Below are 21128 nucleotides of genomic sequence, written 5' to 3' on the forward strand. Positions count from 1 at the left end.
CTACCGCTCCGCCCTATAGTCCGCCCGCTTTACCAATTTGGAGTCGCGGGCCATGGCAGAGTTTCCGAAAAAGGCGAAGGTCGTCATCGTCGGTCTTGGCGGTATCGTCGGCGCGTCGGTCGCCCATCATCTGATCGAGCGCGGTTGGGACGACATCGTCGGCATCGACAAGTCGGGCATCCCGACCGATATCGGCTCGACGGCGCATGCTTCCGATTTCTGCTACACGACCAGCCACGATTTCCTCTCGTGCTGGACCACGCTCTATTCCATCGATTTCTACGAGAAGATGGGCCATTACGCCCGCATCGGCGGCCTCGAAGTCGCGCGTGTCGGCGACGATGGGCGAATGGACGAGATCAAGCGCAAGATCGCTTCGGCAAAAGCCTTCGGCACACGTGCCCGCCTGATCGAGCCGGCCGAGATCAAGGAGAAGTTCCCGCTGATCGAGGAGCATCTGGTGCAGGGCGGCCTTTGGGACCCCGACGCCGGCCTCGTCATCCCGCGCTCGCAGACAGTGGCCGGCAAGCTGGTCGACCAGGGTGTTGCCTCCGGCAAGCTCCAGGCTTTCGCGAATACGTCGGCCAGGGAGTTGATCGTCGAGAATGGCCGCATCAAGGGCGTGGTAACCGAGCGCGGCACGGTCGAGGCCGACTATGTGGTCGTCTGCACCGGCATATGGGGCCGTTTAACCGCGGCACTGGTCGGCGAGGACCTGCCGGTCATGCCGATCGACCATCCGCTGACCTTCTTCGGCCCCTATAACGAGTTCGCCGGCACCGGCAAGGAGATCGGCTGGCCGCTGCTGCGCGACCAGGGCAACTCCGCCTATATGCGCGACACCGGCGACCCCAAGACCGCCGAGGGCGGGCAGATCGAGTGGGGCTACTACGAAGAAACCAATCCGCGCCTTTGCCATCCGCGCGACCTGCTCGAGAAGGACCAGGCGCGGCTCTCGCCCTCGCAGCGCGACCTCGACATGGAACAGATCATGGCGCCGCTGGAGCGCGCCATGGAGCTGACGCCGATCCTCGGCGAGCTCGGCTACAATGAGGGGCATTCGTTCAACGGCCTGCTGCAGGTCACCACCGATGGCGGCCCATCCATGGGCGAGAGCCAGAAGGTGAGGGGGCTGTGGTACGCCGTCGCCATCTGGGTCAAGGACGGCCCCGGCATGGGCAAGCTGATCGCCGACTGGATGACCGACGGCCGCACGTCGATCGACCACCACGCCATCGACTATTCGCGCTTCTACCCGCACCAGACGAAGGAACAGTTCATCTGGGATCGCTGCACCGAGACAGCGATGAAGGTCTACAATCCGGCGGTGCATCCGCGCGAGCCCTTCTCCAAGGGCCGCAACATCCGGCGCTCGCCGTTCTGGGAGCGCGAGAAGGAACTCGGCGGCTACTTCATGGAGCTGGGCGGCTGGGAGCGCGCCCACGGCTACGCCGCCAACGAGCACCTGCTCGAAAAATACGGCAACCGCGTGCCGGTGCGCGAAAACGAGTGGGACAACCGCCATTTCTGGCGCGTCTCCAATGCCGAGCACCTGGCGATGAGCGAGGATTGCGGCATCGTCAACCTCTCGCATTTCTCGATGTACGACGTCGAAGGCCCGGACCATGTCGCGTTGCTGGAGTGGCTCTGCGCGGCCAAGATCGGCGGCGACAACAATATCGGCAAGGGCATCTACACCCACTTCCTCGACGAGGAGGGCATGGTGCGGGCGGACTTCACGGTGATCCGCATGGCCGACCGCTGCCGGGTGATCGACGGCGCCGACGCCGGGCCGCGCGACTTCCGCTACATGCAACGCACCGCGCAGGACAAAGGTTTCGATGTCACCATCACCGACGTGACCGAGAAATACGCCACTATCGGCATCTGGGGGCCGAATGCGCGCACCACACTGCAGAAGGTGGTCGAGAATCCGGATGGGCTGACGCAAGAGAATTTCCCCTTCGCCGCGATCAAGCCGATCCGGATCGGCGGCAAGGACGTCACGGCCTTCCGCATCTCCTATGTCGGCGAGCAGGGCTGGGAACTGCATATGCGCTACGAGGACGGGCTTGCCGTCTGGGACGCACTGCGCTCCACCGGCGTCATGCCGTTCGGCGTCGAGACCTATGCCAACACGCGCCGGATGGAGAAGAGCCTGCGGCTGCAGAATGCCGATCTCTTGACCGAGTACAATCTGCTCGAGGCCGATCTTGCCCGTCCGAAGGTCAAGGAGAACGACTTCTGCGGCAAGGCCAAGCATTTGGAATATCGCGCCCGCGAGCATCAGTCTGCGATGCTCTGCACGCTGGTGATGACCGGGAACACCGATTCCAAGGGGGTCGCGCGCTACCCGGTCGGCATCATGCCGGTGCAGGATCCCGCGACTGGAGAGACGCTGGTCGACGAGCTCGGCCGCCGCTCCTTCACCACTTCGGTCGCCTACGGCCCGACCATCGGCAAGAACATCGCGCTTGCCTATCTCCCCTGGGCCTACTGCCAGGAAGGCCGCAAGCTGCAAGTGGAGTATTTCGGCGAGACCTATCCGGTTGAAGTCGCCGGCGTCGGCTACAAGCCGCTCTACGATCCGGACAACCTCAAGCCGCGCAGCTAAGCGCGCGTTTGTCTGGATTGGCAAAGGCCCGGTCGACGCCGGGCCTTTTTACTTTGTTCATGCCGGATTATCGCTTACCGTTGCGTCATGTCCGCTTCTCGTCGAACAGGGCATTGGCTTTCGGGCGCCGCTGCGCTGGCGCTGCTCCTCGGCCTGACCGCGCGATCGACGGCGATAGAGCCGGTCGATGTCGAGCTGGTGCTGGCGGTCGATGTTTCGCTCTCCATGTCGCCGGCCGAGCTCGAGATCCAGCGCCATGGCTATGCGGCGGCTCTGACGCATGACAATGTGCTCAAGGCCATCGCCGACGGCGTGTATGGCAAGATCGCGGTTACCTATGTCGAGTGGGCCGGCACCAAATGGCAGCGGGTCGTCGTGCCGTGGACGGTGATCGCCAATCGCGCCGATGCCGAACGGGTCGTCGCGCAGATGAACGCGCGTCCGCCGGACAGCGCGCGACGCACCTCCATCTCCGGCGCACTGGCCTTCGGCAGCGACCTTTTCGCCGAAAGCGGCTTTCAGGGCACCAAGCGTGTCATCGACGTTTCGGGCGACGGACCCAACAATCAGGGCGCGCCGGTCGATATCACGCGCGACGAGGTGGTGAGGCAGGGCATCACCATCAACGGGCTGCCGCTGATGACGCGCGGCGGGTTCAGCGGCGCCTTCGACGTCGACAATCTCGACCGCTACTACAGCGACTGCGTCATCGGCGGGCCGGGCGCCTTCATGATCCCGGTCAACGACTGGACGCAATTCCCGGAAGCGATCCGCCGCAAGCTGGTGCTCGAGCTTGCCGGTCCTGCCTCGCCGCAACGGGCGGCGGAAGAGGCGGGCCACCCGCCGGTCGTGCTCGCCGACGACAGGCCGGCCGCCGATTGCCTGGCCGGCGAGAAGATGTGGCGCAACCGCGGCTGGATGCTGGACAGCCACTAACTACCGGCGATAGTCGACCAGAGCGGCGGCCGTGGACTTGCTTCCTCGTGCGGCACGATGGCAAAATGTGATGGGGCCGGCGCCATCGCGCAACGCGATCAAATGAGGAACATCACATGATCGTTTGGTCATCCTGACGGCACTTGCGTCGACAATATTTGCCGGCAGCGCCAGCGCCCAGTTCTACGGCGAGGCAGCCTGCGTGCTATTCGAGCATGCAAACTTCCGCGGACGTTCGCTTGAAATGGGTCCTGACGACGCCGTGAATTTCCGGGGCGGGTTCTGGAACGACCGCGTCTCCTCGGTGCTTGTGCGCCGGGGCTGTACGCTGGTCGCTTATGAGCACGCAGGGATGCGCGGCCGTTCGATCGAGCTCGACCGCCGGGTCCGCGATTTTGGAGGTTCCGGCTGGAACGACCGCATCTCATCGGCCCAGTGCTATTGCGACCAGTATTGAACACCGACGCCGTCCCGCGAATGGCCGCGACCGGTTGAGTGTGCAAGCTCTCAACGGGTTCCCGAGCGCGGATTGGACCATCGTCCATGACCGGTCCTGCTTCATTGACAAGCCTTTGGGGCTCTGTGAGACAATTTCTTCTCACCACATAAAGGGGAACCTCAATGAACAGGACCAGCATTTTTGCGGCAGCTCTTTCGGCCGCCGTCGGATTGTCGGCGCCAGCCATGGCCGTAACGTCCCTCACCATCGGCATCAGCGGCTGGACCGGCTTCGCGCCGCTGACGCTTGCCAAGCAGGCCGGGCTTTTCGAGAAACATGGGCTGGACGTCACACTGAAGAAGGTTCCGCAGGCGAGCCGTCCGCTGGCGATCGCCAGCGGCGACCTGCAATGCGCGGCGACCACGGTCGAGACCTGGATGGTGTGGAACGCCAGCGGCGTCGCCACCAAGCAGATCTTCCAGCTCGATAAATCCTACGGCGCCGACGGCATCGTCGTGCGCAACGACATCAAGACGGTCGCCGACCTCAAGGGCAAGAACGTCGCGTCCTCCGCGCCGGGCACGTCGCCCTATTTCCTGCTCGCCTGGGTGCTCAACAAGAACGGCATGTCGACCAAGGACGTGACGGTCGTCAATCTGGAGCCTGACGCGGCGGCGCAGGCCTTCCTGGCCGGCCAGAACGATGCCGCCGTCACCTATGAGCCCTTCATTTCGGCTGTGCGCGACAAGGCCGACCAAGGCCACATCCTGGCGACCACGCTCGACTATCCGATGGTGATGGACACTGTCGGCTGCACGCCGGACTTCCTCAAGGCCAATCCGGACGCCGCCAAGGCGCTGGCCGACAGCTATTTCGACGCCCTCGACATGATCAAGAAGGATCCGCAGAAATCCTACGAGATCATGGGCGCCGACGTGAAACAGTCGGCCAAGGAGTTCGAAGACTCGGCCAAATACCTGAAATGGGCCGATCGCGAGGAGAACAAGCAGTTCTTCACCAAGGAGTTCCAGGATTTTTCCAAGACCGCGGCGGAGCTCTTGCTGCAGATGGGGCTGATCAAGGAAGCGCCCGACGTGACCACGCTCGCCGACACCAGCGCGCTGGCCAACTGATCGCGCGTCCTCCGATCGACGGCGGCGACAAGCCGCCGTTTTCCCTCCTCAAGGAAGTGCCTGATGCTGCGTCCCTTGCATCCCGTCCCGCCGGGCACTCGAACCGTGCTCGGCATCGCCTTCTTCGCGCTCTTCGTGGCGTTCTGGGCGTGGATCACGCTGGGCGGCCATGTGAACCGGATCTTCCTCGCCGACCCGCTGTCGATGTTGAAGGACGGCTGGCGGCTGCTTGTCGAGGACCGTTTCTGGCTCGACATCCTGATCACCATCTGGCGTGTCTTCGGCGGCTTCGTGCTGGCCTCGATCGTCGCCGTGCCGATCGGCATCGCCATGGGCGCCTGGAAGCCCGTCGAGGCGTTCCTCGAGCCGTTCGTGTCCTTCGCCCGCTACCTGCCGGCGTCCGCCTTCATACCGCTGCTCATCCTGTGGGCCGGTATCGGTGAGCTCGAAAAGCTCCTTGTGATCTTCGTCGGCTCGGTCTTCCAGATCATCCTGATCATTGCGGTCAAGGTCGGCAGCACTCGTCGCGACCTTGTCGAGGCGGCCTATACGCTAGGCGCGACGGATAACGGCATCGTCAAGCGGGTGATCATGCCGGCCAATGCGCCCGAGATCGCCGAGACGCTGCGGCTGGTGCTCGGCTGGGCCTGGACTTATGTCATCGTCGCCGAACTGATCGGCTCTTCGTCCGGCATCGGCTACATGATCATCAACAGCCAGTCGCGGCTGGCAACCGGACAGATCATCTTCGGCATCATCGTCATCGGCCTGATCGGGTTATTGTCGGACTTCGCCTTCAAGGCGCTCAACCGCTGGCTCTATCCGTGGAGCCTGGCGTGAGCAAGCTTGTCATCGAAGGCGTTTCGCGGACCTTTGCCGGGGTGAGGGGCGGCCAGCGGGTGCAGGCGTTGCAGCCTGTCGACCTCGCGGTCGCGGCCAATGATTTCATCACCATCCTCGGCCCGTCTGGCTGCGGAAAATCGACCTTGCTCAGGATCGTCGCCGGGCTGGAGGCGCCGAGCACCGGCCGCGTGCTGCTCGACGGCAAGGCCGTCACCCGGCCGGGACCGGATCGCGGCATGGTGTTCCAGTCCTACACGCTGTTTCCCTGGCTGACGGTCGCTGAAAACATCGGCTTCGGCTTGCGCGAGCGGCGCGTGCCCGAGCGCGAGCGCAACGAGATCGTCGCTTCCTATGTCGATCTTGTCGGGCTGAAAGGCTTCGAGAACCATTGGCCGAAGCAGCTTTCGGGCGGCATGCAGCAACGCACCGCGATTGCGCGCGCTCTGGCCAACGACCCCGCGATCCTGCTGCTCGACGAGCCGTTCGGCGCGCTGGACAACCAGACGCGCGGGCTGATGCAGGAGTTGCTGCTCGGCATCTGGGAGCGACGCAAGAAGACGGTGCTGTTCGTCACCCACGACATCGAGGAGGCGATCTTCATGGCCTCGCGCGTGATCGTGATGAGCGCGCGCCCCGGCCGCATCAAATCCGACGTGCCGGTCGACCTGCCGCACCCGCGCCACTACACGCTGAAGACCAGCCCAGAATTTTCTAGGCTGAAGGCGCAATTGACCGAAGATATCCGCATCGAAGCGATGCGGACCGCGCAGACGCAGTCCGCTTAGGTTCCGGCGCTATTGCTCAGGCTGCCAGCAACTGCTTGCGGTCGACGCGTTCCTGCTGCGGCGAGCGCGCATAAAGCTCGCGGTAGCATTTGGAGAAGTGCGAGGCCGAGACGAAACCGCAGGCCACCGCCACTTCGACCACCGGCATCGACGACTGGATGAGCAGGTGCCTCGCGCGGTCGAGCCGGATCTCCAGATAGTAGCGGGCGGGGGAGCGGCCCATCTCGGTGCGGAACAGGCGCTCGATCTGCCGGCGCGACAGGTCGACATGGTCGGCGATCTCGATCAGCGACAGAGGCTCGGAGAGGTTCGCCTCCATCAACTCGATGATGGTCAGCACCTTGGAATTCTGCACGCCCAGGCGGGCGCGCAACGGCAAGCGCTGGCGGTCGGTCGGGCTGCGCACACGGTCGGTCAGCACCTGCTCGCAGACACGGTTGACGAGGCTTTCGTCGAAATCGTCGCCGATCAGCTTCAGCATCATATCGAGCGCGGCGGTGCCGCCGGCGCAGGTGTAGACGTTCTGGTCGATCTCGAAGAGGTCGGCAAAGACATTGGCTTTCGGGAACGCTTCGGAGAAGCCCGGCAGGTTCTCCCAATGGATGGCGCAGCGCTTGTTGGACAGCAGGCCCGCGGCCGCGAGGATATGGGCGCCGGTGCACAGACCGCCGACCGCGACGCCGCGGTTGTATTCTTCGCGCAGCCAGGCGAAAGCGGACTTGTTATGGTAGCGCTCGACATTGATGCCGCTGCAGACGATCGCCATGTTTGGCCTGTCGGGCCCGGCCATCTTCCTGCGCTCTTCCTCCAGCGAGGTGTTGACGGCGCATTCGACGCCGTTCGAGGCGCGCACCGGCTTGCCATCGATACTGGCCAGCCGCCAGCTATAGGCCTCGTAGCCGAGCATCCGGTTGGCCGAGCGCAGCGGGTCGAGCGCCGTCGCAAAGGCGATCATGGTGAAATCGGGTATGAGGAAGAATACAAACGATCTCTTGATCGGATGCTTTACGGCATTCACGGGGAAACCTCAAACCTCACGCAGCCATGACGCGAACAGAATGTCGCGAACAGCATAGCGTCATCAGGAAATACCATTCTTGTCAATCGGGTAGACGGCTAAGTGAAGATTAAATTTGCGACACGGGTCGCAAATGGGCAATTGGTCCGAGGCTGGCCTCTCCATCTATGCAACGAAAGCCCGATGAAAATGAAAACGCCGCCGCGGCAAGGCCGGGGCGGCGTCGAATTTCCTTCAGCGCGACGGCAACCAGGTGCCGTTCGAAAACCGCTGTCTCAGGCAACGAAGCCGAGGCGAGCAGCAGCCATGGCGCCGGTCTGGCCGGGCATGGTCTTGGCGAGACGCTGACGCTCGAGAGCGGTGGTCAGGTTCATTTCGCGGCGGGTGAACAGTCGGGCAAAGAGCTTCATCATCATCTCCATTTGGTTGCTCAGACGGGTCGCCTTCGCTTAATGGAGTGGGGCAGCTCGTTTTTGCTGGATGTGATATAGACTTGCTTCAGCCAAAACTAAATCGCAAAAACGAAGCACTTGATATGAAAAGCGACACGGATTGCGACATATTTGGGCAAAATGCCCGAAATTTACTATTATTTACAATGCGTTAAATGAAAAGCTATCGTGCTATGCGAGTGGTTCATATGCGTCATGCGCCACCAGCATGGCTGAAAAAATCGTTTGAGTGCAAACAAAAAGACCTGCCGGTCTGACGCCACGGCAGGCCTTCAGCACTCAATACACACTTGGTTACTTCGCTCCGGCCCAGGTTCCGACGCCGAGGCGCACACCGCTCTTGGCATCGGCGGCTTCCGGCCAGCCGATATCCTTCTGCAGTTCGATCGGCAGCGCATGGATTGCGCGTTCGGTCTGGTAGCGGGCGCGGGCCGCGCTGAATTCGGTCGCGAACCGACCGATGGACGACAGGATAGACATTCTCTTTCTCCTCTATGCGGGCAGGGAGGCGCCCGGTAATGCGTTACGTCAGGTCTGTTTCAGCTTCATTTCATGTCGATTGCAGGTCTGTGTCGTGGTCGTTCGATAGCTGCTTTTGGCAGCATCCTGCATCGATCGAGTTGACTATGCGCTTGAAGTGATGTTCAATCAAACGAAATGGGATGATCGTTTGCATCAGAAAAATTGAAGGCAAGCCCCTATGAACGCGCCACTCAACCATCCTCTGCCGCTGCTCGATCTCGACGTCCTGCGCACTTTCGTGGCGATCGCCGAAACCGGCAGCTTCACCACCGCCGCCAATGCGGTGTTCCGCACGCCATCGGCCGTCTCCATGCAGATCAAGAAGCTGGAAGACATTCTCGGCCGCTCCGTCTTCGCGCGCGACGCGCGCTCGGTGACGCTGACCACGGACGGCGAAATGCTGCTCGGCTATGCCCGCCGGCTGTTGTCGATCAACCGCGAGGTGGTGTCGAAGTTCATCATTCCCGACATTGTCGGCGTGGTGCGGCTGGGTTCCCCGGACGATTATGGCGAGCGCGTGCTGCCGCATGTGCTGAAGCGCTTCGCGCAGTCGCATCCGTCGATCGCCGTCGACGTCACCATCGACCAGAGCATCAATCTGCGCCGCCGCATGGACGACCGCGCGCTCGACATCACGCTGCTCACCAACTCCTACAAGACCAGCGCGCTCGGCGCCGAGGTGCTTTTAACCGAACCGATCGTCTGGGCCGGCGCCAAGGGCGGCTGCGCGCATCTGCGCGAACCGCTGCCGGTGTCGCTGTGGGAAGAAGGCTGCGCCTGGCGGGCCGGCGCCCTGGAAGCGCTCGGCCGCGAGGGCCGCAACTACCGCATCGCCTATATGAGCGCCCACACGGCCGGCCAGCGCGCCGCGATCATGGCCGATCTTGCCGTCGCGCCGCTGCCGAAGTCCTTCCTCGGCGACGAGATGGTGGAGCTCAGCCAGAAGGACGGCATGCCCGACATCGGCACCTACAATCTCGCCATGGTGGTGGCGCCGGACGCCAGCGCGCCGGTCAAGGCCGTTGCCGACCACATCCGCGCGACGTTCGAACTGTTCCGCGAAGCCGGCAAGTTCTGAGCTATTCCGCCGCCGGTGCGGTGCTGGCTGCGATCGTGGCTTTTGTCCTGCGCCGTGCACGGGCGCGCCGTGATGTCGGCTCACTGGTGAGGAAGTTGACGATGCTGTCACGCGCGCGGCGCGCTTCCGGCATCTCGATCAGCGGCCAGACGTGGAACATGCCTTCCTCGTAGACCACATCGACCTCGACGCCGGCGGCGCGCGCCCTTTCGGCGAAGATCAGATTGTCGGGGCTGAGCAGGTCGCGCGAGCCTGTGAGCAGCAGCGTTTTCGGCAGCACGGAGAGATCGCCGTAGAGCGGGCTGATGTGCCAGTCGGCGCGGTCGATGCCGGCGCTGTAGAGCCGGATCGCCTCGAGCCCGCCGGGAATGCCGAGCCAGGGGTCGTTGCGCTCCGCCTCGAACACCTCCGGATTGGACAGCGACATATCGAGGCCGGGCGAGATCAGCACATGGCGCGACGGTGTGGGAAGGCCTTCCTCGGCGGCCATCATGGTGAGTACCACGGCCATGTTGCCGCCGGCGGAATCGCCCATGAAGACGATATTCTCGGCATCGGTTTCTTCCAGCATGCGTCGGTAGACGTCGCCAACCATGCCGAACATGTCATGGAAATTGTGCTCCGGCGCGATCGGATAGATCGGCACGGTGACGCCGAAACCCAGCCGCTCCGCCATCTCGGCGATCAGCACCCAGTGATAGGAAGTGATCTGAAAGACGAATGCGCCGCCATGCATATAGAGGATGCGCCGGCGCTCGCCGGGTTTCGGCGCGATCTCATAGACGGGAAAACCGTCGACGCTGGTCTCGGCGATGTCGAGCCGCGCCTTCAGAAGGGCCGGCGGATGATAGTCTTCGGTCTTGCGGGCGTAGGCGATCCAGCGCTGCAGATTCTCAGGACTGGAGAAGGCCTTCTTGCGGCTGTGCCTGAGAATGAACGAGACAACGTGGCTTTTCAAACTGGGCATGCGGATACACGGACTTTGGCAGAGCCGACTAAGAGAATTCCCCCACTAGACGAAGATCGTAGCTCAGTTAAAAATGTCAAGGCGCGCCATGGGCACATCGGCGTGATGCGACGCCCGATTCGATGGCAGGCGCGCGTCACCGTCGCCCCGGCAGCAGCGCGGCGCGCAGCTTGTTGTCGCCGGTCACCGAGGCCGCTTGCCGGCCCCGGCGTTTGCCGAGCAGCTTGCATTTGTCGGCGAAGGTCATCAGCGCGGCGTGCCGAGCAGCAGCTTGTGAAGAGCTGCCTGCGGGTCGCTCGGCGGCGAAGCCGGCCAGCCGATATCCTTCTGGACATGCGCCGGCAGGTCGTTGAGCGCACGGATCGCCTTGCTCCGGGCATGGGCCTGCCTGATGGACACGCCGAAGCGGCCTAGGTTATCGAACATCGACATTTTCATCTCCCTTGAAGAGCGGCGGCCGAGGACTATCCCGGGCCGCCGTTCGATGGGCCGTTAAATGTCTCACGTGTGTATCGGATGGATTTCGCGAAAACAGCGTTTCGGTTTCCGGCTCGGCGGATCCGGAAACATTTGTATGCAAATGAAATCCAAATGCAGGTCGGTAAGAAGCAGGCCTATTCGCGGCCGCGGCGTGCCGCGCGCTCCTCGCGTGAGCGCCGACGCGGGGTGGCGTCGCCCGCGGCGCCGTCCTCGCCGACCGTTTTGCGCGGCGGCAGCTTCACCGCGGCGGCCAGTTTTGGGAACGGGTCGACCTTGTTCGGCAGCGCCATGGCGTAGACGAAGTGCTCCTGGAATTTTGGTTCCAGCGCGGTCTCGATCTTCTCGATCCGGCTCACCGTCTCCTCGATCTCGCGACGATAGCCGCGATTGAGGAGCGCCATGCGCGCGCCGGCGCCGGCGGCATTGCCGACGGCCGAGACCTTGTCGAGGTCGCAGTCGGGGATCAGGCCCAGCACCATGGCGTATTTCGGATCGATGAAGGAGCCGAAGGCACCGGCGAAATGGATGCGGTCGACATGGTCGGTGTGCTGCTTTTCCATCAAAAGCTTGGTGCCGGCATAGAGCGCCGCCTTGGCAAGCTGGATGGCGCGCACGTCATTCTGGGTGATGGTGATCTTCGGCTCGCCGTCCTTCAGCACGTAGGAGAAGGTGCGGCCATTGGCGACGATGCGCGGCGAGCGCGCGGCCAGCGAACCATCGACGACGCCATCTTCCGAGATGATGCCGACGAGATACATCTCGGCCACCACTTCGATGATGCCGGAGCCGCAAATGCCGGTGACGCCGGTCGCCTGCACGCTTTCGGCGAAGCCCGGCTGATCGGACCAGAGCTCCGAGCCGATGACGCGGTAGCGCGGCTCGAGCGTTTCGGGATCGATGCGCACGCGCTCGATGGCGCCGGGGGCGGCGCGCTGGCCGCCGGAAATCTCAGCGCCCTCGAAGGCAGGACCAGTGGGCGAGGAGGCGGCCACGACGCGCGTGCTGTTGCCGAGCACGATCTCGGCATTGGTGCCGACATCGACGATCAGCATCATCTCGTCCTGGCGGTGCGGGCCTTCCGAGAGCGTGACCGCGGCGGCATCGGCGCCCACATGGCCGGCGATGCAAGGCAGCATATAGAGGCGCGCGCCCTGGTTCAGCTTCAGGCCGAGGTCGGAGGCCTTGATGCGCACGGCGCCCGAAACGGCCAGTGCGAAAGGCGCGCCGCCGAGCTCGGTCGGATCGATACCGAGAAACAGGTGGTGCATGATCGGATTGCCGACGAACACCGCGTCGAGGATGTCGTTGCGCTGCACATTGCCTTCCGCGCAGACCTTGTCGACGAGGCCGGAGACGGCCTCGCGCACGGCGACCGTCATGCCTTCTCGGCCATCCGGGTTCATCATCACATAGGAGACGCGGCTCATCAGATCCTCGCCGAAGCGGATCTGCGGATTGGACGTGCCGGAGGAGGCGGCGACGCGGCCCGACAGCAGCGACACCAGATGCATGGCAATGGTGGTCGAACCGATGTCGCAGGCGAGGCCATAGGCCTCGTTCTTCAGGCCGGGCCACAGCGCGATGACGCGCGCGATGTCGCTGTCGGCATCCTTGTGGATGGCGGCGGTGGCGGTCCAGTTGCCCTTGCGCAGGATGCCCTGCACCTGCGGCAGCAGATAGAAGTCGAATTCGAGGTTCTTGAAGCCCCAATCCTTCATCAAGGCGATCTTGAGCCGATCGAGATCGCCGAGCGGCTTGTGCATGTCGGGTTCTTCGATCTCGACATAGCACATGCGGATCGCCGTATCGCGGGCGATGACCCTGGTGTCGGCGTCCTTGCGGATGGTCTGGGCGTTGATGACCGTGTCCTGCGGCACGTCGATGACGAGATCGCCGAGGATCTGCGCCGAGCAGGAGAGGCGACGGCGTTCCGGCAGGCCGCGCACGCGCTCATAGCGCTCTTCCTTGGCGCCCTTGGACGAGATGTGGTCGTTGGACGAGACGATCTTGTGCTTGGCGAAATTGCCTTCCTGCACCTCGATCTGGCAGCGCCCGCAGGTGGCGCGGCCGCCGCACACGCTCTCGACATAGACGCCGAGCTGGCGCGCGGCATCAAGCACCGGCGTTCCAAGAGGGAACCGCCCGCGCTTGCCTGACGGCATGAACAGCACGAGCGGGTCGGTTATGTTCGGGGGAGGGTTCATATGCGAATACCTCCCTCTGTCGAAAAAGTCACAATCTTTACCTTACGCCCTCGCCATGCGGGCCTCTCGGCCGCCGCGACGCCGCCCGCCATTGCCGCCGCCTTCGCCTGGAGTGTTAACCGCTGTTGGCGCCGCGACCGCATGGCCGCCTTCAGCCGGCTTGTAGTCTTTGTAGGTGCGAATCCAGGTGGTGCAGTTCTCGTCGGTGCCGTTGAGCACGTTGGCGCCGCGCACGGCCTCCATCTCCTGCGGGCGGACCGGGTTCATGATGGCGCTCGTCATGCCGGCGCCGATCACCATCGGGATGAAGGAGGCGTTGATGCCGTGGCGATGCGGCAGGCCGAAGGAGATGTTGGAGAGGCCGCAAGTGGTGTTGACCTTGAGCTCTTCGCGCAGGCGGCGCAGCAACGCGAACACTTGGCGGCCGGCATCGCCCAGCGCGCCGATCGGCATTACCAGCGGATCGACGACGACGTCATGCGCGGGAATACCGTGGTCGGCGCAGCGCTCGACGATCTTCTTGGCGACGGCGAAGCGGACGTCCGGATCCATCGAGATGCCGGTCTCGTCGTTGGAGATGGCGACGACCGGGACGTTGTATTTCTTGACCAGCGGCAGGATGGCCTCGAGCTTCTCTTCCTCGCCGGTAACGGAGTTGACCAGCGGGCGGCCCTTGGCGACCTTGAGCGCCGCCTCGATCGCGGCGGTCACCGAGGAGTCGATCGACAGCGGCAGGTCGACCAGGCCCTGCACGATCTCTAGCGTCTGCACCAGCAGTGCCGGCTCGGTGGCATTGGGATCGACAGCGGTGACGCCGGCATTGACGTCGAGCATGGTGGCGCCGCAGGCGGCCTGCTCCAGCGCATCCTTGATGACGGTCTCGAAGTTGCCGGCCACCATCTCGGCGGCAAGCTTCTTGCGGCCGGTCGGGTTGATGCGCTCGCCGATCACGCAGAAGGGCTGATCGAAGCCGATGACGATTTCTCGGGTCGCCGAGGCGACGATGGTGCGGGTCATGAAATCTCTCCGTCGGGATATAAAGAGTTCTTTATATCGTTATCTGATTTCGTTCAAGTGAATGGTTGCAGGCTGCGCTTTTCAGTGCGCGATCTTCACCATGTCCACCTGGGTTTCGGTAATCTCGTCATGCAGCAGGTGGTCGAGCCGGTCGGCAACCATCTGGTCGTCGCGGCGCATCTCCCGCTTCCAGGGCTGGCGGCCTTTCAGCACGCCCGATTCATCGACGATCTCGGCCACATATTCCTCCTGGCGGTAGGCCATCACATGGACGCCGGCGACGCCCGGGATTTCCTTCACCTCGTTGATGATGTCGATGCAGAGCTGCTTGCCTTCCCTCTTCTGGTCCTGCGCGCCCTCAAGGCGCTTGATGATCGCATCGGGAATATGGATGCCCGGCACGTTGGAGCGGATCCATTTCGCGGTCTTGGCGGAAGCGAGCGGCCCGACGCCGCACAGGACGAAGACCTTCTCGGTGTGGCCGAGATCGCGCGCCTTCTGCATGAAGGTTTTGAACATCGGCACGTCGAAGCAATACTGCGTCTGCACGAACTGCGCGCCAGCGGCGATCTTCTTGCCGAGATGGATCGGGCGGAAATCGAAAGGCGGCGCGAAGGGATTGACGGCGGCACCGAGGAAGACCTGCGGCGGCGTCGTCAGCTTGCGGCCGGACAGGAACTTGCCGTTGTCGCGCATGATGCGGATGGTTTCGAGCAACGACATGGAATCGAGGTCGAACACCGGCTTGGCGCCAGGCTGGTCGCCGGCCTGCACGCCGTCGCCGGTGAGGCAGAGCATATTGGCCACGCCCATCGCCGCACCGCCCAGCACGTCGCCCTGGATGGCGATGCGGTTCTTGTCGCGGCAGGCGATCTGCATGATCGGGGCATAGCCCATGCGGGTGAGCAATGCGCAGATGCCGACCGAGGACATGTGGCAGTTGGCGCCGGACGCATCGACCGCATTGATGGCGTCGACCCAGCCATCGAAGATCTTGGCGCGGTTGTAGACGTCTTCCGGGTCGGCGCTATCGGGCGGGTTGAGCTCGGTCGTCACCGCGAACTCGCCGCGGCGCAGCACGCGCTCCAGCCGGCCGCGCGAAGTGTGTCCGGGCAGGGGATCGAGCGGCAGGTGGATGCCGGCCGGGTTCTCGTCGCGCTGGCGGGCGCTCATGCTGAAGCTCCGGGGTTCTGCGGGTTCTGGGCGGCTTCACGCGCCGCGGCCGCCTGCGCGGTCACTCGCAGCCAGGCCGAGGTTTCGCGCAGCGACTGGTCGACAGGCTTCTGCACGGTGAGGATCCTGTCGCCGTGCTGCATGTTGCGCGAGCCTTCCCAGGCCTTGACCCAGACGCAGGGCATGTCCGGTTCGACCTCGCAATTGCCGTTGGCGCGCACGCCGCCGCACGGGCCGTTGCGCAGCTGCTTCGGGCAGTTCATCGGGCACGACATGCCGGTGGAGGAGAGGATGCACTGGCCGCACATGCGGCAGTCGAACATGAAGCCCTTGACCCGCTTCTCGACGAATTTCACCGGCGCTTCGACACGGCCGTAGCCGATGCCCTTCCACAGAGGATGCAAGAGCAGGAAGACGTCGGCGAACCTGCTGTAGAACCATTCGAGCAATCGCGAGTGCCGGATAGACCACAATCTCACGGCAAAAGTGCGCTGGACGCGCCGCTGCGGCGACACGTCGGCAGGCTTGTAGTCGGACTTCGGCGCTGCCTTCTTGACCAATGTGGCCTGGGTAACTGTCGGCTGCTTCTCAGACATTTTCTTTCCCGCCAGCCTTGACCAGAGCGACCAGCCGCTCGCGGTCATATTTCGCATCGAGTTGCTGGTAGGCCTTCTCGACCTCGGCCTCGATGTCGTCGCCGACCGGAACCGGATCGGCCTTGCGCCATTCGGCCAGATAGTCGTCGGTGCCGCCGGCGCCGGTGCGCATGGCGCACATGTCGATTGCCTCGGTGAAGCGCAACGGCAATTCGCGCTTGGCGTTCTGCCGGCCCTTCTTGACGATGACCTGTGCAGGGATGTCGCGCCAATAGACGACGATCAGATCGGCCATGAAATCTCACTCCTCGATGTTTGGAGCATTGCCGCATGCGCCCTTGGGCCGCTTGTTATGGGACGACGCGCGCGCCTTCAAAAGCGACGCTGTCGATGACACAAAGCGAACGCTGAAATCCGACGCCGGCTGATCACCAGACGCGCATGGTCAGGCCGGTCCAGAGATAGAACCAGATCGTCGGGTGGAACCACTGCTTCGACGGCAGGCCGGGATCGATCGTCGCGGGCTTTCCGGCAAGCGCATCGTTCACCGCCTCGACGCAGATGTCGCGGGAAAACGCAGCCTGCCGCAGCGCGTAGCTGGCGATGGTGTCGCCAGGTTTCGGCTTGCCGCGCGCCTGTTTCAGCACACCGCCGGTGTCGACGCCGGCATCGACCAGATGCACGGTGGTGCCGAAGTTCCCTCGATCGCCGGAGGCCAGCGCCCAGTAACCGCCGTTCATGCCGCGATATTTCGGGGCGATGCCGGCATGATAGTTGAGCACCGGGCAGGGCATCTTCGCGAGGGTGTCTTTCGACAGCAGCCGGCAGCCGGCGAGCAGCACGACGCCCGGCTTGAGGTTTGCAATTTCTTTGACGCATTCCGGCCCGTTGGCGGACGGGACGTGGATAATCGTCTGGCTTGGGCGAGGCTCTGTCTCGAGCTTCTCCTCGGTAATCAGACGCGCGGCGTGGCTGGCGAAGAACCGCTTGCCGAGCCTGGTCAGCACCATGGTGCCGAGCTGGCCGATGGCCGAGATCCACCCCTGACGGCGGGCACGGCCGAGCAGCAAATGCTTTTTGGATTCAGGCGTTTCGAGGATGGCGCTGACGGGACCGACGCGATCGGCGATGGCGTTGACGATGGCCCAGACATGCGGACCGCCTTCGGTGACGACCACGATCGGTCGCGGACTGGATTCCGACGCTGCCATGGCAAGCACCCGCTCTGAAAACCGGGCGGATGCTATGCGGGGCGGGTTAATCCTTGGTGTGCCGCGACCTTAGTCAGGCATGCGGGCTGTGCTCAGCGCTTGAATTCCATGATGTCGAGCTTCGATTCGTAGTGGGGCGCGGGGAATTCGATGCGCCATTCGGTGGCGCTGTTGCGGAAGGCGTAACCGACCTGGTCGCTTTCGGGGCCGCTGCCATAGGGCTTGGCCTTGTCGTCATTGACCGAAAATGAGCCTAGATAGATGGCGCGCTTCTCACCGTCGTCGAAGAAGCGGCCGGTCGTGCGCTGCGAGCCGCTGATTTTTTGCAGCCGCCAGCCGGAGCCGTCGTCGCTCACCTTGCATTTGAACCAGCCATAGATGACGAGCGGACTCAAGCCGCCGGCCTTGATGGTGCGGCATGTCCAGCTGCCGGTCAGGTGCTTGTCGGAGAAGGCGACCAGCGGCTTGGCGAGCAGCGCATCGAGCTGCTTCACCTCGGCCGGGTCGCCGGCCTTCGCTTCCTCGAGGGCGGCCTTGCGCGTTTCGCCATATTTGTCGAGCCGCGCCTTGTCGGCAGCGGTGATCAGCTTCTGTACCTCGCCATCGGCATGGGCCGGCACGGCGAAGCCGATCAAGCAAAAGGCGGCAAGCAGCAGGCGAGGAGTCATGGACGCGTTTCCCGGATCGGTGGCTGGAACAGCTGTTTTGTCTTCTGGCGCACAACTTACCCGTTCGCGGGCTGCTGTCATCCGTGCTTAACAGCGTGGGAGCGGAAATGGCGGTTTGATCGATGCGTATCTTGCTCACAGGATCGTCCGGCTGGCTGGGCAGCGCGCTCGCGCCGCGTCTGCGCGGCCTTGGCCATGAGGTGATCGGCCTCGACCCGGTTCCGTCTTTAGAAACTCAGGTGCCGGGCTCGATTGCCGATCGCGACCTCGTCATGCGGATTGTCCGCGAGAACGGCATCGAGGCCATCATCCACAGCGGCGCGCTGCACAAGCCGAACATCGAGCACTATGAAAATTCGGACTTCGTCGCGACAAACTTGCAAGGGACAGTCAACCTGCTCGACGCGGCTGTGGCGTCGGACGTTCCGCGTTTCATCTTCACCTCGACGACATCGCTGATGATTTCACAAGCGATCCGCGCTGGCTTCCAGGGCGGCGCGCGTAAGGCCGCCTGGCTGACGGAAGACATGTCGCCGGAGCCGCGCAACATCTATGGCCAGACGAAACTCTCGGCCGAGCATCTTTGCCGGCTCTATCATGTCGAGCATAGGTTGTCGGTGGTGGTGTTGCGGACAGCCCGCTTCTTTCCCGAGGCCGACGACATGGCGCATGCGATTGAGCAGTCGGATGCCAACACCAAGGCCAACGAGCTGCTGTTCAGGCGGTTGACGGTGGAGGATGCGGCGGAGGCCCATATCGCGGCATTGGAGAAAGCGCCGCAGCTTGGTTTCGACCTCTTCATCGTCTCGGCGCCGACACCGTTCCGGCCGCAGGATTGCGCCGAACTGATCGCCGACGCGCCGGTCGTCGTCGCGCGCTGCTTCCCGGATTATCCCAGACTTTATGCGAGGAAGGGCTGGACGATGTTCTCCTCGATCGACCGCGTCTACGACCCGTCACGGGCGAGGCAACGGCTCGGCTTCGTCTGCAAGACGAGTTTTGCCGATGTGCTGGCGGCGCTCGAAGCGGAGGTGTGAAACCCTCAGGCGCTGGCCACCGCCCGCGCAAGTTCACTGGTCAGGTCGCCATAGCCGGTCGAGCGGCGTTCATAGACGAGGCCGAGCATGGCCGCGGCTTTCTCGGCGACCTTGTCGAGCTCCGGATCGTCGGTCTGGGCTAGATAAATCAGCTTCTCGTAGTTGCCGAAATAGTCCTTGATCAGCTCGGGATGCCGGTCGAGGCCGAGCGGCTTGATGAAGAAGGCATCGAACTGGCGGCAGAGGAAGTCGGTCATGTAGAACGACATCATGTCGTCGTCGGCGACCTTCGCATAGGCGTCCATGCCCTGGTAGAAGGCAAAGCAGTGCGGGCCCGCCATGCGCTCGACGCCGTGCTTTTCGATCACGCGGTCGAGAATGCCGCCCGTGCCGCAATCGGCATAGCCGACGAAGATATGCCGATAACCTTCGGCCTTGGCCTTCTCGATCGCCTTGTCCATGGCCGGCGCGATGCGGTCCGGATAGAAGTGGAATTCGGCCGGCAGGCAGGTCAGATCGAGATGGTCGAGGCCGAGCCGCTCCTTGACGGCCAAAACTTCGCGCGCAATCATCCCGCAGGCGATGACGAGCAGCCTGTCTGCTTGATTCGGTTTCGTTTTTTGCGTTTTGACCAAGTCGAGCCGGCTTTCGCTGCGGGGCTAATATCTGTCCAGGGAGACACCGTCCATGAAACTGCTACGCATTGCGCCGATGGCCATCCTTGCCTGCGCGCTTGCCCTCACGGCCTGCGCCAACACCATTCGGGGTGTCGGCAAAGATGTCAAATCGACCGCAAGAGCTGTCAAAGACACTGTCAACTGATCTGCAGCCTCGTCCATCATCTGGGAACAAAAAAGCCGCGCTGCAAGGCGCGGCTTTTTTGGTCCATCCTGATGCCTTGGGTCAGGCCGTAGCGCGGACGTTGTGCTTGCGCTTCATGTAGTCCTTGGCGGTCTCGACCGCCACTGCGGCGTCGCGGCAATAGGCGTCGGCGCCGACGGCCTTGCCGAATTCCTCGTTGAGCGGCGCACCGCCGACCAGCACGACATAGTCGTCGCGGATGCCCTTTTCCTTCATGGTGTCGATGACGACCTTCATGTAGGGCATGGTGGTGGTGAGCAGCGCCGACATGCCGATGATGTCGGGCTGGTGCTGTTCGATGGCATCGAGATATTTCTCGACTGCGTTGTTGATGCCGAGGTCGATGACGTCGAAGCCGGCGCCCTCCATCATCATGCCGACGAGGTTCTTGCCGATGTCGTGGATGTCGCCCTTGACGGTGCCGATCACCATCTTGCCCTGCTTGGGCGCGCCGGTGGCGGCAAGCAGCGGGCGGAGGATCGCCATGCCGGCCTTCATGGCGTTGGCCGAGAGCAGCACTTCCGGCACGAACAGGATGCCGTCGCGGAAATCCTCGCCGACAATGCGCATGCCTTCGACCAGCGCTTCGGTCAGCACGGTATAGGGCTGCCAGCCGCGCTCGAGAAGGATGTTGGTGCCTTCCTCGATCTCTTCCTTCAGCCCGTCATAAAGGTCGTCATGCATCTGCTGCACGAGTTCCTCGTCGGAAAGCTCGGAAAGGATGATCTCGTCGTCGGACATTTTTTCCTCGGGCTCCTTGCTGCTCGGAATGACTGCGGCAGCCTAAAAATCGATGGCCAATACCTAACCCGCGAGGGCAAGGTAGCCATAGCTGATTTGCGACTTCCCGCAAAAGGAAAGCGACTGAAAAGTTGGCGCTTTTCTTGTCGATTTTGCGACAGGCGTTGGCGCTGGCGGGCCGTTTCCAATAGGGTGCATGGCTACGATCCGGCAAGAAGCGGCGGCAAACCGGCCGCGAGCCAATTCAGGCCAATCTATAGGAAGAACGATCATGAGCGATAACGCGGCAGTCGAACAGGAAGCGTCGGGTGGTCGGCGCGGACGCGGCGCCAGCGGCGGCGCGGCGGCCAGGC

Annotated in this window: 22 protein-coding genes and 1 pseudogene; 9 read left to right on the forward strand and 14 right to left on the reverse strand. The window is 63.3% G+C overall.

Translation table 11 applies throughout. The features are described 5' to 3' along the window. Nucleotides 1-52: 52 nt before the first annotated feature. The 6 genes from DH10_RS00730 (at nucleotide 53) to DH10_RS00755 (ending at nucleotide 6750) form a co-directional block, all read left to right on the forward strand. Nucleotides 53-2614 (forward strand): GcvT family protein, encoded by a 2562-nt coding sequence (locus DH10_RS00730; RefSeq protein WP_192255823.1) that lies wholly within the window; start codon nucleotides 53-55, stop codon nucleotides 2612-2614. Between the two features lie 87 nt (nucleotides 2615-2701). Further along, complete coding sequence (locus DH10_RS00735) at nucleotides 2702-3550, forward strand: DUF1194 domain-containing protein (protein WP_192255831.1); 849 nt, start codon at nucleotides 2702-2704, stop codon at nucleotides 3548-3550. 202 nt (nucleotides 3551-3752) lie between these two features. Continuing rightward, complete coding sequence (locus DH10_RS37515; protein WP_312891329.1) at nucleotides 3753-4007, forward strand: beta/gamma crystallin-related protein; 255 nt, start codon at nucleotides 3753-3755, stop codon at nucleotides 4005-4007. A 164-nt stretch (nucleotides 4008-4171) separates the two neighbouring features. Beyond that, a complete protein-coding gene (locus DH10_RS00745) occupies nucleotides 4172-5122 on the forward strand; it encodes an ABC transporter substrate-binding protein (protein WP_192384042.1) in 951 nt (316 codons plus the stop codon). 63 nt (nucleotides 5123-5185) lie between these two features. Next, nucleotides 5186-5962, forward strand: coding sequence for an ABC transporter permease (locus DH10_RS00750; RefSeq protein ID WP_192255837.1), 777 nt, complete (start codon nucleotides 5186-5188; stop codon nucleotides 5960-5962). Beyond that, nucleotides 5959-6750, forward strand: a complete 792-nt coding sequence (locus DH10_RS00755; RefSeq protein ID WP_192255839.1) for an ABC transporter ATP-binding protein — start codon at nucleotides 5959-5961, stop codon at nucleotides 6748-6750. The genes DH10_RS00750 and DH10_RS00755 overlap by 4 nt, the downstream gene beginning before the upstream one ends. A 16-nt stretch (nucleotides 6751-6766) precedes the next feature. Here DH10_RS00755 and DH10_RS00760 read toward each other — a convergent pair whose 3' ends face one another. From DH10_RS00760 to DH10_RS00765, 3 genes are all read right to left on the reverse strand, one after another. After that, a complete protein-coding gene (locus DH10_RS00760; protein WP_210325303.1) occupies nucleotides 6767-7705 on the reverse strand; it encodes a GlxA family transcriptional regulator in 939 nt (312 codons plus the stop codon). A gap of 338 nt (nucleotides 7706-8043) precedes the next feature. Beyond that, a complete protein-coding gene (locus DH10_RS37520) occupies nucleotides 8044-8178 on the reverse strand; it encodes a hypothetical protein (protein WP_095791071.1) in 135 nt (44 codons plus the stop codon). A 336-nt stretch (nucleotides 8179-8514) separates the two neighbouring features. Beyond that, nucleotides 8515-8700, reverse strand: a complete 186-nt coding sequence (locus DH10_RS00765; protein ID WP_192255843.1) for a hypothetical protein — start codon at nucleotides 8698-8700, stop codon at nucleotides 8515-8517. A 220-nt stretch (nucleotides 8701-8920) separates the two neighbouring features. On the opposite strand from DH10_RS00765, the gene DH10_RS00770 reads away from it, so the two are divergent. Beyond that, on the forward strand, nucleotides 8921-9820 hold the full coding sequence (locus tag DH10_RS00770; protein ID WP_192255845.1) for a LysR substrate-binding domain-containing protein: 900 nt from the start codon (nucleotides 8921-8923) through the stop codon (nucleotides 9818-9820). 1 nt (nucleotide 9821) lies between these two features. Here DH10_RS00770 and DH10_RS00775 read toward each other — a convergent pair whose 3' ends face one another. From DH10_RS00775 to DH10_RS00815, 9 genes and pseudogenes are all read right to left on the reverse strand, one after another. Continuing rightward, entirely contained in the window at nucleotides 9822-10787 is a 966-nt protein-coding gene (locus DH10_RS00775; RefSeq protein ID WP_192255847.1) for an alpha/beta hydrolase, read from the reverse strand. A 246-nt stretch (nucleotides 10788-11033) separates the two neighbouring features. Then, nucleotides 11034-11219: a hypothetical protein gene (locus tag DH10_RS00780; protein ID WP_192255849.1), complete on the reverse strand. Its 186-nt coding sequence runs from the start codon at nucleotides 11217-11219 to the stop codon at nucleotides 11034-11036. A gap of 182 nt (nucleotides 11220-11401) precedes the next feature. Beyond that, nucleotides 11402-13563, reverse strand: a pseudogene (locus DH10_RS00785) (ASKHA domain-containing protein). Next, nucleotides 13514-14488 (reverse strand): methyltetrahydrofolate cobalamin methyltransferase, encoded by a 975-nt coding sequence (locus tag DH10_RS00790; RefSeq protein WP_192384043.1) that lies wholly within the window; start codon nucleotides 14486-14488, stop codon nucleotides 13514-13516. Before DH10_RS00790 ends, DH10_RS00785 begins: the two are co-directional and overlap by 50 nt. Nucleotides 14489-14569: 81 nt before the next feature. Then, nucleotides 14570-15661 (reverse strand): methylenetetrahydrofolate reductase, encoded by a 1092-nt coding sequence (locus DH10_RS00795; protein WP_192255854.1) that lies wholly within the window; start codon nucleotides 15659-15661, stop codon nucleotides 14570-14572. Further along, complete coding sequence (locus DH10_RS00800) at nucleotides 15658-16257, reverse strand: methylenetetrahydrofolate reductase C-terminal domain-containing protein (RefSeq protein ID WP_192255856.1); 600 nt, start codon at nucleotides 16255-16257, stop codon at nucleotides 15658-15660. Before DH10_RS00800 ends, DH10_RS00795 begins: the two co-directional genes overlap by 4 nt. Beyond that, nucleotides 16250-16552 carry a virulence factor gene (locus tag DH10_RS00805; protein ID WP_192255858.1) on the reverse strand — a complete coding sequence of 101 codons (303 nt, stop codon included), beginning with the start codon at nucleotides 16550-16552 and terminating at the stop codon, nucleotides 16250-16252. Before DH10_RS00805 ends, DH10_RS00800 begins: the two co-directional genes overlap by 8 nt. 133 nt (nucleotides 16553-16685) lie before the next feature. Then, nucleotides 16686-17468, reverse strand: a complete 783-nt coding sequence (locus DH10_RS00810) for a formyl transferase (protein ID WP_192255861.1) — start codon at nucleotides 17466-17468, stop codon at nucleotides 16686-16688. A 92-nt stretch (nucleotides 17469-17560) separates the two neighbouring features. Continuing rightward, complete coding sequence (locus tag DH10_RS00815; RefSeq protein WP_192384044.1) at nucleotides 17561-18136, reverse strand: DUF4893 domain-containing protein; 576 nt, start codon at nucleotides 18134-18136, stop codon at nucleotides 17561-17563. Between the two features lie 122 nt (nucleotides 18137-18258). On the opposite strand from DH10_RS00815, the gene DH10_RS00820 reads away from it, so the two are divergent. Beyond that, complete coding sequence (locus DH10_RS00820) at nucleotides 18259-19173, forward strand: NAD-dependent epimerase/dehydratase family protein (protein WP_192255865.1); 915 nt, start codon at nucleotides 18259-18261, stop codon at nucleotides 19171-19173. 5 nt (nucleotides 19174-19178) lie between these two features. Here DH10_RS00820 and DH10_RS00825 read toward each other — a convergent pair whose 3' ends face one another. Beyond that, on the reverse strand, nucleotides 19179-19808 hold the full coding sequence (locus tag DH10_RS00825) for a DUF1638 domain-containing protein (protein WP_192255867.1): 630 nt from the start codon (nucleotides 19806-19808) through the stop codon (nucleotides 19179-19181). A gap of 52 nt (nucleotides 19809-19860) precedes the next feature. Between DH10_RS00825 and DH10_RS00830 the strand changes: the two genes are divergently transcribed. Continuing rightward, nucleotides 19861-19995 (forward strand): entericidin A/B family lipoprotein, encoded by a 135-nt coding sequence (locus tag DH10_RS00830; protein ID WP_036258641.1) that lies wholly within the window; start codon nucleotides 19861-19863, stop codon nucleotides 19993-19995. A gap of 81 nt (nucleotides 19996-20076) precedes the next feature. Here the strand turns inward: DH10_RS00830 and DH10_RS00835 are convergent, their stop codons facing one another. After that, on the reverse strand, nucleotides 20077-20775 hold the full coding sequence (locus DH10_RS00835; protein ID WP_192255869.1) for a corrinoid protein: 699 nt from the start codon (nucleotides 20773-20775) through the stop codon (nucleotides 20077-20079). Nucleotides 20776-21128 lie beyond the last annotated feature (353 nt).

The sequence above is a fragment of the Mesorhizobium silamurunense genome (genome assembly GCF_014843825.1).
Taxonomy (GTDB): Bacteria; Pseudomonadota; Alphaproteobacteria; order Rhizobiales; family Rhizobiaceae; genus Mesorhizobium; species Mesorhizobium silamurunense.

Excerpts from the sequence above, each read along its gene's own strand:
- DH10_RS00795 (WP_192255854.1), bottom strand. The coding sequence starts at position 15,661 with ATGAGCGCCCGCCAGCGCGACGAGAACCCGGCCGGCATCCACCTGCCG.
- DH10_RS00770 (WP_192255845.1), top strand. The coding sequence starts at position 8,921 with ATGAACGCGCCACTCAACCATCCTCTGCCGCTGCTCGATCTCGACGTC.
- DH10_RS37520 (WP_095791071.1), bottom strand. The coding sequence starts at position 8,178 with ATGAAGCTCTTTGCCCGACTGTTCACCCGCCGCGAAATGAACCTGACC.
- DH10_RS00815 (WP_192384044.1), bottom strand. The coding sequence starts at position 18,136 with ATGACTCCTCGCCTGCTGCTTGCCGCCTTTTGCTTGATCGGCTTCGCC.
- DH10_RS00735 (WP_192255831.1), top strand. The coding sequence starts at position 2,702 with ATGTCCGCTTCTCGTCGAACAGGGCATTGGCTTTCGGGCGCCGCTGCG.
- DH10_RS00820 (WP_192255865.1), top strand. The coding sequence starts at position 18,259 with ATGCGTATCTTGCTCACAGGATCGTCCGGCTGGCTGGGCAGCGCGCTC.
- DH10_RS00745 (WP_192384042.1), top strand. The coding sequence starts at position 4,172 with ATGAACAGGACCAGCATTTTTGCGGCAGCTCTTTCGGCCGCCGTCGGA.
- DH10_RS00765 (WP_192255843.1), bottom strand. The coding sequence starts at position 8,700 with ATGTCTATCCTGTCGTCCATCGGTCGGTTCGCGACCGAATTCAGCGCG.
- DH10_RS00750 (WP_192255837.1), top strand. The coding sequence starts at position 5,186 with ATGCTGCGTCCCTTGCATCCCGTCCCGCCGGGCACTCGAACCGTGCTC.
- DH10_RS00775 (WP_192255847.1), bottom strand. The coding sequence starts at position 10,787 with ATGCCCAGTTTGAAAAGCCACGTTGTCTCGTTCATTCTCAGGCACAGC.
- DH10_RS00830 (WP_036258641.1), top strand. The coding sequence starts at position 19,861 with ATGAAACTGCTACGCATTGCGCCGATGGCCATCCTTGCCTGCGCGCTT.
- DH10_RS00805 (WP_192255858.1), bottom strand. The coding sequence starts at position 16,552 with ATGGCCGATCTGATCGTCGTCTATTGGCGCGACATCCCTGCACAGGTC.
- DH10_RS00790 (WP_192384043.1), bottom strand. The coding sequence starts at position 14,488 with ATGACCCGCACCATCGTCGCCTCGGCGACCCGAGAAATCGTCATCGGC.
- DH10_RS00810 (WP_192255861.1), bottom strand. The coding sequence starts at position 17,468 with ATGGCAGCGTCGGAATCCAGTCCGCGACCGATCGTGGTCGTCACCGAA.
- DH10_RS00780 (WP_192255849.1), bottom strand. The coding sequence starts at position 11,219 with ATGTCGATGTTCGATAACCTAGGCCGCTTCGGCGTGTCCATCAGGCAG.
- DH10_RS00835 (WP_192255869.1), bottom strand. The coding sequence starts at position 20,775 with ATGTCCGACGACGAGATCATCCTTTCCGAGCTTTCCGACGAGGAACTC.
- DH10_RS00800 (WP_192255856.1), bottom strand. The coding sequence starts at position 16,257 with ATGTCTGAGAAGCAGCCGACAGTTACCCAGGCCACATTGGTCAAGAAG.
- DH10_RS00760 (WP_210325303.1), bottom strand. The coding sequence starts at position 7,705 with ATGATCGCCTTTGCGACGGCGCTCGACCCGCTGCGCTCGGCCAACCGG.
- DH10_RS00730 (WP_192255823.1), top strand. The coding sequence starts at position 53 with ATGGCAGAGTTTCCGAAAAAGGCGAAGGTCGTCATCGTCGGTCTTGGC.